Origin of the sequence: Nocardioides faecalis, from assembly GCF_018388425.1 — a bacterium.
Lineage (GTDB): Bacteria > Actinomycetota > Actinomycetes > Propionibacteriales > Nocardioidaceae > Nocardioides > Nocardioides faecalis.
Window position 1 is genome coordinate 1524867 of record NZ_CP074406.1, and the last position, 14402, is coordinate 1539268.

The 14402-nt window shown below is 71.6% G+C and carries 12 protein-coding genes; 7 read left to right on the forward strand and 5 right to left on the reverse strand.

The window, feature by feature from the left end:
* Nucleotides 1-8: 8 nt before the first annotated feature.
* From KG111_RS07010 to KG111_RS07025, 4 genes are all read left to right on the forward strand, one after another.
* Nucleotides 9-950: an ABC transporter permease gene (locus tag KG111_RS07010; protein ID WP_205291469.1), complete on the forward strand. Its 942-nt coding sequence runs from the start codon at nt 9-11 to the stop codon at nt 948-950.
* The gene (locus tag KG111_RS07015; RefSeq protein ID WP_205291468.1) at nt 947-2740 is read left to right on the forward strand and encodes a dipeptide/oligopeptide/nickel ABC transporter permease/ATP-binding protein; all 1794 of its coding nucleotides are present in this window, start codon (nt 947-949) and stop codon (nt 2738-2740) included. Before KG111_RS07010 ends, KG111_RS07015 begins: the two co-directional genes overlap by 4 nt.
* Nucleotides 2734-3507 carry an ABC transporter ATP-binding protein gene (locus KG111_RS07020; protein WP_205291467.1) on the forward strand — a complete coding sequence of 258 codons (774 nt, stop codon included), beginning with the start codon at nt 2734-2736 and terminating at the stop codon, nt 3505-3507. Before KG111_RS07015 ends, KG111_RS07020 begins: the two co-directional genes overlap by 7 nt.
* A 92-nt stretch (nt 3508-3599) precedes the next feature.
* Nucleotides 3600-4412: a class I SAM-dependent methyltransferase gene (locus KG111_RS07025; RefSeq protein WP_205291466.1), complete on the forward strand. Its 813-nt coding sequence runs from the start codon at nt 3600-3602 to the stop codon at nt 4410-4412.
* A gap of 22 nt (nt 4413-4434) precedes the next feature.
* On the opposite strand, the gene bsh is transcribed toward KG111_RS07025, so the two are convergent.
* Nucleotides 4435-5412 (reverse strand): choloylglycine hydrolase, encoded by a 978-nt coding sequence (gene bsh / locus KG111_RS07030; RefSeq protein WP_205291465.1) that lies wholly within the window; start codon nt 5410-5412, stop codon nt 4435-4437.
* 139 nt (nt 5413-5551) lie between these two features.
* Nucleotides 5552-6214: an enoyl-CoA hydratase/isomerase family protein gene (locus KG111_RS07035; RefSeq protein WP_205291464.1), complete on the reverse strand. Its 663-nt coding sequence runs from the start codon at nt 6212-6214 to the stop codon at nt 5552-5554.
* 170 nt (nt 6215-6384) lie between these two features.
* Here KG111_RS07035 and KG111_RS07040 point away from each other — a divergent pair, with 170 nt between their 5' ends.
* On the forward strand, nt 6385-7482 hold the full coding sequence (locus KG111_RS07040; protein ID WP_205291463.1) for a TIGR03857 family LLM class F420-dependent oxidoreductase: 1098 nt from the start codon (nt 6385-6387) through the stop codon (nt 7480-7482).
* Nucleotides 7479-8522 (forward strand): phosphotransferase family protein, encoded by a 1044-nt coding sequence (locus KG111_RS07045; protein ID WP_205291462.1) that lies wholly within the window; start codon nt 7479-7481, stop codon nt 8520-8522. The genes KG111_RS07040 and KG111_RS07045 overlap by 4 nt, the downstream gene beginning before the upstream one ends.
* A 56-nt stretch (nt 8523-8578) precedes the next feature.
* Here KG111_RS07045 and KG111_RS07050 read toward each other — a convergent pair whose 3' ends face one another.
* Both KG111_RS07050 and KG111_RS07055 read right to left on the reverse strand, forming a co-directional pair.
* On the reverse strand, nt 8579-10627 hold the full coding sequence (locus tag KG111_RS07050) for an alpha/beta hydrolase family protein (RefSeq protein ID WP_213450029.1): 2049 nt from the start codon (nt 10625-10627) through the stop codon (nt 8579-8581).
* Between the two features lie 151 nt (nt 10628-10778).
* Complete coding sequence (locus tag KG111_RS07055) at nt 10779-12272, reverse strand: malate:quinone oxidoreductase (RefSeq protein ID WP_249666340.1); 1494 nt, start codon at nt 12270-12272, stop codon at nt 10779-10781.
* A 306-nt stretch (nt 12273-12578) separates the two neighbouring features.
* On the opposite strand from KG111_RS07055, the gene KG111_RS07060 reads away from it, so the two are divergent.
* Nucleotides 12579-13553: a patatin-like phospholipase family protein gene (locus KG111_RS07060; protein WP_249666341.1), complete on the forward strand. Its 975-nt coding sequence runs from the start codon at nt 12579-12581 to the stop codon at nt 13551-13553.
* 9 nt (nt 13554-13562) lie between these two features.
* Here KG111_RS07060 and KG111_RS07065 read toward each other — a convergent pair whose 3' ends face one another.
* Entirely contained in the window at nt 13563-14315 is a 753-nt protein-coding gene (locus KG111_RS07065; protein ID WP_205291458.1) for an alpha/beta fold hydrolase, read from the reverse strand.
* Between the last annotated feature and the right edge of the window lie 87 nt (nt 14316-14402).

A 14402-nucleotide genomic window follows, 5' to 3' on the forward strand; every position in this document is an offset into this window, starting at 1 on the left:
ACCGGTCGGTGGCGCGGGCTGTCGTCCGGCACGTCGCCTCCGGCCTGGTCGTCCTCGTGGTGGTCACCTTCGCGACGTTCGCGTTGGTGCGCACCACACCGGGCAACACTGCGACCTCGATCGCCCTCCGCCAGGCCGGCGCGGCGGCGTCCACGGAGCAGATCGAGCGGATCCGCACCGAGCTCAAGCTGGACGACTCCCTCGTGGAGCAGTACGGCGTCTGGCTCACCCGTGCGGTCACCGGTGACCTGGGACGCTCCGAGCGCAGTGGTCGGCCGGTGGCCGAGGAGGTCGGGCTGCGTCTGCCGCGCACCCTGTTCCTGGCGGGCGGTGCGGGCCTGCTGGCCGTGCTGCTCGGGCTGGCGGCGGGCACGACCGCAGCCGTCGTACGGCGCGGCCCGGCGCCCGGCGTGCTGCGGGTCGGGGCGCTGGCGGCGGCGTCGGTGCCGCCGTTCTGGCTCGCCTTCGTGCTCATCGCCGTGCTGTCCGAGCGCCTGGGCTTGCTGCCGACGTCGGGGCAGGCCGGCGCCGGGTCCTGGCTGATGCCCTGGATCGTCCTCGCGATCCCGGCGGCCGCGACGATCAGCCGGGTGGTCGCGGTGGCGGTCACCGCGACGCTCGCCCAGCCCTACGTCACCGCGGCCCGCGCCCGGGGCGCCTCGACCCGCTCCATCCTGTTCCGCGACGCCCTGCCGAACGCGGTGCGCTCCACCCTGGACGTCACCGCCCTGCAGCTGGGCATCGTGTTCACCGGCACGGTCGTGGTGGAGACCGTCTTCGCCTGGCCCGGGTTGGGGGCCTGGTTCGTCGACGCGGTCAAGTTCCGCGACAACTGGGCGATCCTGGCCGGTGTGCTGGTGTTCGCGGTCGGGTTCATCGCGCTCACCCGCCTCGCGGACCTCGTGCAGGTGCTGATCGATCCCCGTCTGCGCCGGAGCGCCGCGCGATGACCGGCCGTCGACGGCTGGCGCCACGGGCGCTGCTGCTGGCGCTGCCGCTGATCCTGATCGCGCTCGCCGGGCTGCTCGCCCCCTGGATCGCCCCCGCCGCGCCGACCGCGACCGACCTGTCGGCCAGCCTCGAGAGCCCCAGCGGTGCACACCTGCTCGGCACCGACCAGCTCGGCCGCGACCAGCTCAGCCGGCTGCTCTGGGCGGCTCGGACATCCATCGCGATGGCCGCCGTCGTGATGACCCTGTCGTTCGTCATCGGGGTCGGCATCGGCGCCCTGGGCGCCTTCGCCGGCGGCCTCGTCGACCGGCTCGTCACGTGGCTCGTGGAGGTCGCCCTGTCCGTGCCGACGCTGTTGCTCGCCCTGGCGATCGTCGGCATCCGCGGCAACAGCCTGCCGAACCTGGTGCTCGCCCTGTCCGTGGTCGCCTGGGCGCCGTACGCCCGCATCGCCCGGGGGGCGGTGCTGGGGTTCCGGTCCTCGCCGGTCTGTGACGCACTGGTCGGCCTCGGCGCGCACCCGCTGCGGATCCTGGTGCGCCACGTGGTGCCGACCGCGGCCCGTCCCGCGCTCGTCTTCGCCAGCACCGACGTCGGTGCGGTCGTGCTCGCCACGGCAGGCCTGAGCTTCCTGGGCCTCGGGATCACCCCGCCCACCCCGGAGTGGGGCCAGATGCTGGTGGAGTCGCGCCCCTACCTGGCCTCGGCCTGGTGGCTCTGGCTGCCGCCGGGATTGGCGATCACGGCGGTCGCGTTCTCCGGCAACCTGCTGAGCGAGCACCTCGGTATCCCGCCTGAGCTGCGACGCTGGCGGCTGCGGCGGACGCCGACCCCGACTGTCCCGAGCAGCCCCGAGCCGGAGGTCTCTCCGGTGAGCACGCCCGCTCCCGTGGGGGAGCACGACCTGCTCGTGGTCCGCGACCTGCACGTCACCTTCGACACCGCCGACGGCCCGGTGCCCGCGGTGCGCGGCGTCGACTACTCGGTACGGCGTGGCGAGGTGCTCGCGATCGTCGGCGAGAGCGGGTCGGGCAAGACCGCCTCCAGCCTGGCCCCGCTCGGGTTGGCCGGCGACCGTGCCCGCGTGAGCGGCAGCGTGCGGCTCGGCGGCACCGAGCTCGTCGGCGCGGGCGAGGACGTGCTCTCCTCGGTGCGCGGAGGCGAGGTCGCGGTCGTCTTCCAGAACCCCACCACCGCCCTCAACCCGCTGCGCCGGATCGGGTCGATCGTCGCCGAGGGACTGCGGCCCCCGGTTCGCGGCCGGAGACGGGAGCGTGCCGGCGAGATCAGGCGCCGCGTCGTGGCCCTGCTGCGTGACGTGGGGCTGCCCGATCCCGAGCGGCTGGTCGACTGCTACCCACACGAGCTGTCCGGCGGCATGCGGCAGCGGGTGCTCGTCGCGGCCGCCCTCGCCGGTGACCCCCGCCTGGTCGTGGCCGACGAGCCGACCACCGCCCTGGACGTCACCACCCAGGCGGAGGTGCTCGACCTGCTGCGCAGGCTGCAGCACCAGCGCGACCTCGCCCTGGTGCTGATCAGCCACGACCTCGCGGTCGTCGGCGCGGTGGCCGACCGGATCCTCGTGCTGGACGCCGGCCGGGTCGTCGAGGAGCTGCCCGCCGACGCCCTGCACCTCGCGGAGCACCCGCGCACCCGGGACCTGCTGGCGGCCGTGCCGATGCTGCCCGCCCTCGCCCCTCACCGCGGCCCGCACCTCGACATGGGGCATGCGCGGCACCCCGGGGGGCCGGTCGCCCGGACCGGCGACGGGAGGGAGGCGCCGTGCTGAGCGTGGATCGGTTGACCGTGCGTCACCACGGCCGCGACCGCTCCGTCCTCGCGGTCGACGACGTGAGCCTCGAGGTCGGCGCCGGCGAGATCGTCGGCCTCGTGGGGGAGTCCGGCTGCGGCAAGTCCAGCCTGGCCCGGGTCGTCGTGGGCCTGGACCGGCCGACGTCGGGCACCGTCCGGCTCGACGGCACCGCCCTGCACGAGCTGCGCGGACGCGAGCGCCGGGACCACCGGCGCCAGGCGCAGCTGGTGTTCCAGGACCCCTACGGCTCCCTCGACCCGCACCGCTCCGTGGGCGCCACGATCGCGGAGGCGCTGGCCGTCGCGGGGGTGCCCCGCCCGCAGCGGGAGGCCCGGGTCGTCGAGCTGCTCGAGCGCGTCCACCTCGACCCCGTTGTACGACGCCGCCGGCCGCGCGAGCTCAGCGGTGGCCAGTGCCAGCGGGTCGCGATCGCCCGGGCGCTCGCGGTCGGCCCGAGGCTGCTGGTCTGCGACGAGCCCGTCACCGCGCTCGACGTGTCGGTGCAGGCCCGGGTGCTCGACCTGCTGGTCGAGCTGCGCGACGAGCTCGGCACCGGCTGCCTGTTCATCACCCACGACCTGTCCGTGCTCGCCCGGATCGCCGACCGCATCGCCGTCATGCACGCCGGGCGGATCGTCGAGTCCGGCCTGGCCGAGGACGTCCTGACCCGGCCGGCCGACCCGGCGACCGTGCGGCTGCTCGAGGCCGTGCCCCGGTTCCACCAGCACCCCCAGCAGCCCTAGCCGCAGCCACCCCACCCCGACCTCAGCACCAGCCCCCACCACCAGCCCCCCAGCACCAGCCCCACCACCCCACAGAGCGGAGCACGACCCCGATGAGCACCCCCACCGACGCCCCGAACCCTTCCCCGGCCGGCGACCGCACCGCGCTGGCGCGCGACCTGGTCGCTGAGTGGGAGCGGCAGCAGGAGGTCTACATCGCGTACCGGGAGAACCGGTTCGCGCTCATGGTCGACCTGGTCGAGCTGGTCGCGCGCCCGGCCGACCTCGGCCGGCCGCTGCGGGTGCTCGACCTGGCCTGCGGGCCGGGCTCGGCGACCAAGCGGGTGCTGGCCCGATTCCCCGACGCGGAGGTGGTCGCGATCGACCTCGACCCGCTGCTGGTCGAGCTCGGTCGACTCGACCAGGCTGAGGCGACGACGGGACCGACCTGGTTGGTCGGCGACCTGCGCGACCCGGCCTGGGTGACGCAGCTGCCGCACACCGAGTACGACGCCGTCATCTCCACCACCGCGCTGCACTGGCTGACCGGGGCCGAGCTCAGCGACCTGTACGCGACGGTGCACGGCTTGCTCACGCCGGGCGGGGTGTTCCTCAACGGTGACTACCTGCCGGCGCGCCGGCCCTCGGGCCGCGTCGCCGAGCTGGCGACCGAGGTGGGCCGGATGCGTGAGGAGCGGGCCCTCACAGCGGGCGCCCAGGCGTGGGAGACGTGGTGGGAGCGGGTGCGCGCCGTACCCGAGCTGGCCTCGGAGGTCGCTGCCCACGACGCCGCACTGGGGCAGCGCCGGGAGAACCAGGCACCGAGCCGCGCCTTCCACCTCGAGGCGCTGCGCGAGGCCGGGTTCTCCGACGTCGACCTGGTGTGGCACGACCTCACCGAGGGGCTGGTCTGCGCCCTGGCCTGAGCCCTGGCCTGAGCTGGCGGGGTCAGTTCTCCATGCGGATCGACTGGCCCTTGATCATCGGGTAGTGGGCCAGGGTGCTCCCGTCGAGGTCCTCCTTGTGCATGTCCACACCGGTGACCTGGCTGTTCTCGTAGGTCGTGTAGTAGTAGATGCCCTTGTCGGTGTTGCAGCACGACGAGTAGATCGTGATCTCGAAGTCGTCCTTGTCCCCGACCTGCACGCATCCGCGCTGCTGGGCGACCGAGCCGAGGATCTGGAAGAACTGGCTGATCGACTCCGACTCGGAGTCACCTGAGAGCGAGTTCATCCGGGTGAAGACGGCCTTGACGAACCGCGACGCCGACGAGAGGTCGCCCGGCAGCCCGATCCCGCCCATCCCGCGGCTGTAGACGTCCAGGTCCAGCTCCTTGGAGAAGGTGTTCTCCGGCGTGCGGGTCGAGAGGTGCATGAAGTTGTTCAGGTTGAACAGCTGGATGTCGAACGTGGGGTTGTTGGTCAGCACCTGGGTCGGGTTCTCGTAGACCTTCAGCCCCTCGGCGACGCTCTCCACCGTGATCGAGGCTTCCCGGTCGGAGATGATCCAGTGCAGCGGCGAGAGCGGGTAGGCGTCGCTGAAGTTGATCTTGACCAGGTTCAGCCCGGCGAGGGCGTCGCGCACCTCGGCGACCGTCTCGAACTGGCCAAGGATCCAGGGGATGAACTCGAACGGCGCGATGTTCGTGCGGTCGGGGGCCTCGGGCTTGTAGTCGGCGTTCTCCGGGAAGTTCAGCCCCGCCATGCTGAGGCCCTTCTCGTTGGTCGCGTCGTAGTAGAGCGGGTAGCCGTCGACGATCGTGGCCATGCCGATGATGGCGTGGTGGCTGGCCAACGGCTCCGCCTTGCGGAACTCGAACCGGAAGTTCCGCGGCGTCACGGTGACCTCCTCGTGGTAGGAGAACTCGAGGTCGAGGTTGCGGCCGAAGTAGTGGTCCTTGGTGGTGTAGTTCGTTGCCGTGCACATGGGGGTGCCTCCGGTTCCTCGTAGGGCCCGAGCGTCGATCGAGGGTGGCGTCGGTCACACAAGCAAACGACGGCAGCCGCCCGCTGTCCAGAGGCGACGGGCGTGTTCGTCGGCGAGGATGGCCCGGCGAGGACCGGCCTCAGACGTCCGGGGTGCGCAACGCAGCGACGACGTCGGCGTTGAGCCGAGCCTTGATCGTCGCGAGGGTGGCCCGGTCCTTGCCGGCCAGGTCGCGCACGAGACCGGCGGCCACCTCCGCGAGCTGCTCCAGCGGCGCGTCGGCGTCGACGAGGCCCGCCGCGAGCGCCTCGGCGCCGCCGTAGCGTCGGCCGGTGGTCATCGCGGTCAGCGCGGTGCGAGGGCTGAAGCGGCTGATGATCAGGGCGTTCATCCCGGTGGTGAACGGGATGTGGATGTCGACCTCGGGGAAGCAGAAGAAGCCGCGGTCGGTGCGCATCGCCCGGAAGTCGTGGGCGGTGGCCAGCATCGCACCGGCGCCGAAGGCATGGCCGTTGACGGCGGCCACCGTCGGCACGGGCAGCGTGAGCACCCGGACGAACAGCTCGTGCACCCGGGCGACGTACGACGCGAACTCGTCGGGGTGCGCACCGAGCCAGTCCAGGTCCAGGCCGTTGGAGTAGAACTTGCCGCCGCCGGTGGTGACGAGGGCGACCGGGACATCGGTCGTCGCGACCTCCTCCAGCGCGTCCTCCACGGCGTCCAGCCAGGCGGGGGAGAAGCGGTTCTCGTCGTCGCCGAGGTCGAGCGTCCAGACCGGGTCGTTCTTGATGAGCGTGACCATGACGGACTCCTCGAGATCGTGGCCGGAAGCGGCCGGCGGGGAGCAGGGAGACTACCGAGCGCTGCTCGAGCGTGAGGCGTGGACCCACCCGCGCCGTGTGGCTTCCGGTGAAAGCGGTCGGTCCGGCGAGACCGTGTGGTCGAATGACGGCCGAGACGAGGGAGTCCACCATGAGCACGGCGACCACCCAGGAGTTCCCGGAGCTGGGCTGCTACGGCCTGGCCGGACATGCGACCAGCCCACGCGACCTGGTCGCGGAGGCCAGACGCGCGGAGGAGCTCGGCCTGGGCGCCGTCTTCCTCTCCGAGCGCTTCAACGCCAAGGACGCCGGCGTGATGGCCGGCGTGGTCGCCGGCGTCACCGACCGGATCGGCATCGCCACGGCGGCCACGAACCACAACACCCGGCACCCGCTGGTCACCGCGACCATGGCCGCCACCGCGCACCGCGTGTCGCAGGGCCGCTACGCCCTCGGCCTGGGCCGCGGCTTCGACTTCCTCTTCGACATCATGGGCCTGCCCCGGGTCACCAGCGCCCAGATCGAGGATGCCGTCGGTATCTACCGCACGCTGTGGGGCGGCGGCGCCGTGGCCGGGCACGACGGGCCGGCAGGCACCTTCCCCTATCTCGTCCAGGACCCGTCGTACGACGAGGCGATCCCGGTCGTGCTCGTGGCGATCGGCGAGCGGACGCTGCGCCTGGCCGGACGCATCGCGGACGGCGTCGTGCTGCACACCTGCCTGACGGACGAGGCGACGCGCAAGAGCGTCAGCATCGTCCGCGAGGCGGCCGCCGACGCCGGGCGCGACCCGGCGTCGGTGCGGATATGGTCGGTGATGGGCACCGTGACGGACCTGGTGCCCGAGGAGCTGCGGCTGCGCAAGACCGTCGGGCGCCTGGCCACCTACCTGCAGGGCTACGGCCCGGTCCTGGCCCGGGCCAACGGTTGGGACCTCGACGACCTGGAGCGGTTCCGCGCCGACGAGCTCGTCGCCGGCTACCAGGGCGGCTTCGACTCGGTGGGCACCAGCGAGGAGCTCATCCACCTGCGCGACGACGTGCTGCCGGCCTCGTGGCTGGCGACGATGGCGACCGGCAGCCCGGCGCAGTGCGCGGCCCGGATCGCCGGCCAGCTCGACACCGGCGTGGACAGCGTCGTGCTGCACGGAGCGACCCCGGACGAGATCGCTCCGATCCTGCCGGAGTGGCGGGCGATCCGGCCCGCGGGACTGGACCGACTGCCGGTCAACCCGGGGAGGATCCGATGACCGCGGACGCCGCGCGGCTGATCACCACGGTGGACGAGATCAGCCCGGACTGGGTGGGTGAGGTGCTCGGCCGCGCGGTGTCGCAGGTCGAGGTGACGACGGTGGGCACCGGCCAGATCGGTGCCGTCTACCGGGTCCGGGCCCCGGAGCTGGCCCGCCCGGTGCTGGTGAAGCTGCCCACCGCGGACGTCGCCTCACGCGCACTGCTCGCGGGCGCCTACCGCAGCGAGGTGCGGTTCTACGCGCAGATCGCCGACACGGTCAGCATCCGGGTGCCGAAGGTGCACCTGGCGCAGATGCACGACGACGACGTCGCCTTCACGCTGGTGATGGAGGACCTCGACCCGTGTGCGCAGGGCGACCAGATCGCCGGCTGCACCCTGGCGCAGGCACTGGACGCCGCAGAGAACCTGGCCGGGCTGCACGCGCCGCGCTGGTGTGACGAGACCCTGCTGGAGATCGACGGGCTGACCCGCAACGGCCCGGACGACGCGGCCCTGCTGGCCGAGTTCTTCACCCCGGCGGTCGACATGTTCATCGACGGTCTCGGCGACCTGCTCTCCCCGCAGACCGTCGCGCTGCTCCCGGACGTGGCCAAGGTGATCGAGCACTGGGAGCTGGCTCGCCGCGAACGGTTCTCGCTGGTCCACGGCGACTACCGGCTGGACAACCTCATGTTCCCGCCCGACGGCCGGCCCGGGGTCTATGCCGTGGACTGGCAGACCCTCACCGTGGCGCTGCCGGCGCGGGACCTGGCGTTCTTCACCGGCACCTCGCTGCCCGTCGAGGACCGCCGGGCGTGGGACCGCCAGATCGTCGAGCGCTACCACGCCGCGCTCCTCGACCAGGGGGTCGCCGACCACCCGCTCGAGGAGTGCTGGGAGGACTACCGGTTCGCGATGCTCCAGGGACCGCTGGTCGCGGTGCTGGGCTGTGCCTACGGCACCCGCACCGAGCGCGGCGACCGGATGTTCGCCGCCATGGTGAACCGCGCTGTCGCCGCCATCGCCGACCTGGGGACGCTGGACCTGCTCGACTGACCGGGCGCCGACCACCGTCTTTCTTCTCGCTGGAGAGGAGCTCCAACCCATCGGGGTCAGGTCTGGTCAGGGCGGTCCGTCTCGGTGCCACCTTCCGGGCCACCTTCCGCGCGTCTACGGCGAAGAAGGTCGTAGGTCCTGCTCCTGAGGGCTGCGCGTGCCTCGTCGATTGCCACGGCCGCTCGAGGTCTGTCGGGGATGCCATCGCCGTCGATATCGACGGTCCGGAAGGCGTCCGCTGCACGGTGAAGCAGACCGCTCTGAGCGAGACCGCTACCGCTTGCATCTTCGGTGGGGATCAGGTCGGGATCACCGTTGGGGTCCAGCCCGCGAGCGCTGAGGTGGCGCAGTGCCCGATCGGTGACCTCGAGCTTCACATCGAGGTCCTTGAGCAACGGGGACCCTTCATCTGAGATCACCGTGAGTCGAGCCTGCTCACGCCGCACTTCCGTCGAGGTCTCGATCAGGTCGGCCCAGACGGTGGGGTCGGCATCCAGCTTTTGTCGGAACCGGAGGATCTCTGCCGTGAGCTGCGCAGCAACGACGGCCTCGACTGTGTCCGCAGAGGTTGTGGGATTGGCGAGACCGATCGCCAGACCACCGGACCCCGCGCTCACCAGGGCTCCTGCGGTGAGCAACCCTCCCACCATGCCGCCCGGCCCGAAGGCGGCCAGGGCGCTGGTGATGGCGGCCGCACCTGCAAGTCCTGCCGGCGCGGCGGCTGCCGCGAGTCCACCGGTGGCTGCCACGGCGGCGGCACCGACTCCCAACGCCACCCACTTGACCCAATTGATGTTGCTTCCAGTGAGAGCCCTGCTCGCCTCTTCCGCAGCGCTGACGACGTCACGACCGAACTGTCGGCCCAGGCCCATCTCGACGGTGAGGTCCTCGAAGACCTCTCTGCGTACTTCGTCGGGAACATCGATCTCGAACGGCCGGATGACGTTCGTCGCGACGAGGCTGGTCAACATCACCACCGCGTCCTCCTTCGACAGGTGGTGGATTCTGCGCGGCTCCGGCGCCACGGACCCCGGATCGGTGAGGTCTACCCTCAGCGCCGCGATTGCCGAGGGCATTGTCCGGCCCTCGTCAGCATTCCGCTGTGCGATGCGGTCGACCGTGGTGGCTTGAACCTGTCGAAGCGCCGTTGCGAACCGAGCCTGCCTCTCGCCACTCAACTTGGTCGAGGTGAGGTGGGCTGCACGGAGGGCCACCAGGGCGATGGTCTCCGCATAGTCCAGTGGGATTTCGAGGCCGGTCTCGGCAACCACGAGCTCCCTCGACGTCGACCCGTGGAGGCCGAACCCGATCGCCGTGGCCACGTTTCGATCCGAGAGATAGGTCGTCGCAGCGTGGACGCCCAAGCCGACGTGGGTCCGCACCCGGTGGTCCACGATCCAGGGCAGAACCGAGGACAGGCCGCGATGGGTGGTGACCGGGTCAGCGATGTTCCAGAAGTTCACCCACCACCCCAGGTTGGTGGGTGGCTCCTTGAGAGCTTTCCTGATCCCGCCGATGTCGAACGACGTGCTCGGCAGCGGGCTGCCGATGGTGACCATGCCCACCACCTCGAGGCGCGGAGGCAACCGCCTGACGAGATCTGCGGCGATCACCGATCCGAGGCTGTGCCCGACGATGACCAGTCGACCGGCCTCCGGCAGCCTCTCGAGAATCCGGTTCAGGACGAAGGCTCGGATGTGGGCGTGTGAGAGGTAGTTCTTCGCTTGGACGAAGGCGGGTGCCTTCAGAGCGGCCGCAGCGGCCCCTTCGGGCCCTGCCCATCCTGTGCCTGCATCGTGACGCACCATCCGGATCTCGACTGCGCCCTGGCGGCGCTGGAACTCGAGGCGGTTCGTCTTGGCCGCCTGGCCGGTAGGCACTCTGATGGTGAGCTCGGGAACGTCCATCTTGTCGTCGACGCCGCGGAGAGCGTTCGGATACTTCGGTGCGAGCACGTGGATGCCATCCAGCCCTGGATATCCCACCTCTCTCAGTGACCGGTCCAGCGCGCCACGCCACGCATCGTCCTGGTCACCCGTGCCTACGCCGTGCAGGAACAGCAGGACCGGTTCAGGAGAGACGGGAGCCCCGTCAGCAGCGCGCACGATGTCAAAGTAGTCAGCATGGGCGATCAACGTGGGGGATTCCGCGGGCTTGGGCCTCTGGTTCTTGGGCACAGCGCCGCTGAGGTCGACGCGAAGACAGGCCCCGCTCCTCAGCGAGAAGCGGGGCCTGTCTCGGCGCTTGTCGAAGTACTCAGGCGACGCCGTGCACGTCGAGGCCGAGCGTCTTCGCCGTACGGTCGCGGACCTCGCGGGCGAACTCCGGGTCGTCGGAGAGCTTGGTGCCGTGGCTCGGCACCATCTCCTGCAGGCGCGGCTGCCAGCCCTCCCAGCGCTCCGGGAAGCAACGCTCGAGGATCTCGAGCATGATCGGCGCGGCCGTCGATGCGCCGGGCGAGGCGCCGAGCAGGCCGGCGATCGTGCCGTCCTTGTGGGTGATGACCTCGGTGCCGAACTGCAGGACACCGTTGGGGCGGATCACCTGGACCCGCTGGCCGGCGGTGATCTTCTCCCAGTCCTTCGGGTCGGCGTCGGCGTAGAAGGCGCGCAGCTCGGCGAACTTCTTCTTCGGGGAGGCGAGCAGCTGGCTGATCAGGTAGACCGTCAGCGGGATGTTCGCCAGCCCGGCGCGGATCATCGGCACGATGTTGTGCGGGCGCAGCGACTTGAACAGGTCCAGCAAGGACCCGTGCTTGAGGAAGCGAGGGCTGAAGCCGGCGTAGGGGCCGAACATGATGCTCGGCTTGCCGTCGACGACGCGGGAGTCGAGGTGCGGCACCGACATCGGGGGAGCGCCGACCGCGGCCTTGCCGTAGACCTTGGCGTGGTGGCGCTCGGCGACCTCAGGGCTGGTGGTGCGCAGGAACTCGCCGCTGACGGGGAAGCCGCCGAAGCCCTTGATCTCGGGGATCCGCGACTTCTGCAGCAGCGTGAGCGCCTGGCCGCCGGCACCGACGAAGACGAACCGGGCGCGGTGGTGGAACCGCTCGCCGCCCTGCTTGCCCATGACGTGCCACACGCCGTCCATGGTGCGGTGGACCAGCTTGACGTCGGCGTCGTACTCGATCGTCGCGCCGCGCTCGGCCACGGAGTCGAGCATCAGCTTGGTGAGCGCACCGAAGTCCACGTCGGTGCCCTCGCCGGAGAACGTCGCCGCGACCGGCTCGTCACCGGCGCGGCCGGCCATCAACAGCGGCGCCCACTGCGCGATCTTCGCGGGGTCCTCGGAGTACTCCATCCCCTCGAAGAGGGGGTGTGCTGCGAGCAGCGCGTGGCGCTCGCGCAGGTAGGCCACGTTGTCGGCGCCCCACACGAAGCTCATGTGCGGGGTGGCGTGGATGAACGCGTCGGGGTTCGGGATCCGGCCCGCCTCGACCAGGAACGACCAGAACTGGCGGGTGACCGCGAACTGCTCGTTGACGGTGATCGCCTTGGAGACGTCGACCCGGCCGTCGGCGGACTGCGGCGTGTAGTTCAGCTCGCAGAGCGCGGCATGGCCGGTGCCGGCGTTGTTCCAGGGGTTCGAGCTCTCCTGGGCGGAGCGCTCGAGCCGCTCGAGGACCCGGATGGACCAGGTCGGCTCGAGCTCGGAGACGAGGGCGGCGAGGGTGGCGCTCATGATTCCGCCGCCGATCAGCAGCACATCGGTGGTGTGCTGCGCGGGCGGCTGCGCTGCGGTGGTGTGCACCGTACCTTTGTGCCGCATGCGAAACGTTTCACAAGCACCGGGGGGTCTAGTGACCCCTTATTGTTTGACGTAGGTCACATCGGTGAGCGGCGTGCGCAGCCTCCCGGAGGTCGATCGCCTCGGACGCTAGCCGGCTCGGGCCCGCGCGCGGTCGTGGTTCCCGCTGAGTGGGAGCCGATCTGCGGCCTGTCGGCGAAGTCGGGATCTCCCGTGAACCGTAGTAGAACGCCTTCGGGCCCGGATCGGATCCGGGTGCACCCCGGCGACGCCGACCCGCGCCCGATGACCGAGGAACCAGGAGGCACCGTGACCCAGGCTGACCGCCACGTCCCGGCGACCGGCGACGCGGACGCGTCGGTCGTCACCGTGTTGCGGCGACGCCGCGAGGACGGCTCCCGCGCCGGCGAGCGCCGCGACCCGTGGCGCGTCGCGCTGGTCATCGAGGGCGGCGGGAGCCGCTCCGCGGTCTCCGCCGGGATGGCGCTGACGCTGGTCCGCGAGGGACTGGTCGACGCCTTCGATGCCGTCTACGCCACCTCCGGTGGTGCGCTCAACGGAGCCTGGCTGCTGAGCAGCACCCCGGACAGCGGCCTGCGCTCCTGGGCCTACCCCGACGTGCTCGCCGCCCGGGTCATCGACCCCTGGCGGGCAGCACGCGGCGGTCCCCTCGTCGACATGCGGCGCCTGGTCGAGCACGTCTACGCCCACGTCACGCCCATGGACTTCGACGCGATCCTGGCCCACCCCACCTCGTTCCACCCGATCGCCACCGACGCGCAGACCGGTGATGCCGTGGACCTGCACCCCCACCTCACCGACGCCGAAGCGCTGCGGGACGGGTTGCGGGCCAGCGGGTGCCTGCCTTGGCTGGCCGGACCGCCCGTCCTGCTCGGCGGCCGCTCCTACCTCGACGGCGGCCTGACCCACGGCGTGCCCGCCCGTCTCGCCGCGCAGGGCGGCGCCACGCACCTGTTGGTGCTGCGCACCAAGCGGGCCGACGACCTCACCCGCGCGGCCTCCCGCGTCGAGCGCGCCGTGCTGCGGCGCTACTACCGGCGCCACGGCGCCGGCGCCGGCGCCGGCCGGGCGCACGCCGTACGGCACCTCGCTGCGCTCGAGGAGGAGCGCTGGTTGGAGCAGGCCTGCGCGGAGAGCGACACCGTCCGTCAGGTCCGCCCCGGCCACCGCACCCCTGCGGTCTCCCGCCTCAGCCGCGACTCCGACCTGATCGCGAAGGCGATCCGGGCCGGTGCGGCGGCGATGGCCGAGGCCCTCGGCTGAGCAGGTTCGTCAGGCCGGCACGTCGGTCGACGCGTCAGCCAGCACGTCGGCCAGGTCGATCGGTCGGCTGACCATCGGCCAGTGCCAGGTCGGCAGCTCGACGTAGGTCCAGTCGCCGGCGACCATGTGCGCGAACGCCGGCACGACCGGCGCCATCTGCTGCAGCTGGGCGACCCCGAAGCTGCACAGCACGCCGGTCCGAGGGAGCCGCTCCCAGGCGCCGGTGAGCGCGACCTCCTCCGTCGCGGTGCGCCACGGCTGCGGCTGCGAGGCCGCGCTCAGGGCCGCCATGGCGGCGTCGTCCACCTCAGGCACGTCGGCAGCCAGCGCGGCCCAGGGCGGCGGCGGCAGCTGCCACCCGTCGCCCTGCGTGCGGACCAGCTCCTCGTTGGCGGCGCGCGCCTCGGGTCCCTCGAAGTCGGCCTGCGCCATGCCGTCGGGCAGCGGACCGGCGTCGATGTAGACGAGGCGGGCGACGCGGTCGGCGGCGCGGTCCGCCGCACCGGTCACGACGAGCGCGCCGTAGCTGTGGCCCACGAGCACGACGTCACGTAGGTCGTGCTCCTCGAGCAGTCGTACGACGTCCTCGACGTGGGCCGTCAGGTCGGTCGCGGGGGAGGCGAGGTCGGCGCGCTCGCCCATCCCAGGCAGGTCGAGGGCGTGCACGGCGTGGCCGCGCTCCCGCAGGGACTCCGCCACGGGCTGCCAGACAGCGGCGCCGAGCCAGAACCCGGGGATCAGGACGTAGGTGGTGGGGGTCATGGGATCGACCGTAGACACATTTCCGGGCAGGATCCGCCCGGTATCTCGGCTAGATTCCCTGTTCTCGTTCCTGCTCCGTCGAGGAGA

Bases quoted from the DNA above. Each gene is read 5' to 3' on its own strand.
- KG111_RS07015 (WP_205291468.1), top strand. From the start codon at position 947: ATGACCGGCCGTCGACGGCTGGCGCCACGGGCGCTGCTGCTGGCGCTG.
- bsh (WP_205291465.1), bottom strand. From the start codon at position 5,412: ATGTGCACGGCAACGAACTACACCACCAAGGACCACTACTTCGGCCGC.
- KG111_RS07065 (WP_205291458.1), bottom strand. From the start codon at position 14,315: ATGACCCCCACCACCTACGTCCTGATCCCCGGGTTCTGGCTCGGCGCC.
- KG111_RS07040 (WP_205291463.1), top strand. From the start codon at position 6,385: ATGAGCACGGCGACCACCCAGGAGTTCCCGGAGCTGGGCTGCTACGGC.
- KG111_RS07035 (WP_205291464.1), bottom strand. From the start codon at position 6,214: ATGGTCACGCTCATCAAGAACGACCCGGTCTGGACGCTCGACCTCGGC.
- KG111_RS07025 (WP_205291466.1), top strand. From the start codon at position 3,600: ATGAGCACCCCCACCGACGCCCCGAACCCTTCCCCGGCCGGCGACCGC.
- KG111_RS07045 (WP_205291462.1), top strand. From the start codon at position 7,479: ATGACCGCGGACGCCGCGCGGCTGATCACCACGGTGGACGAGATCAGC.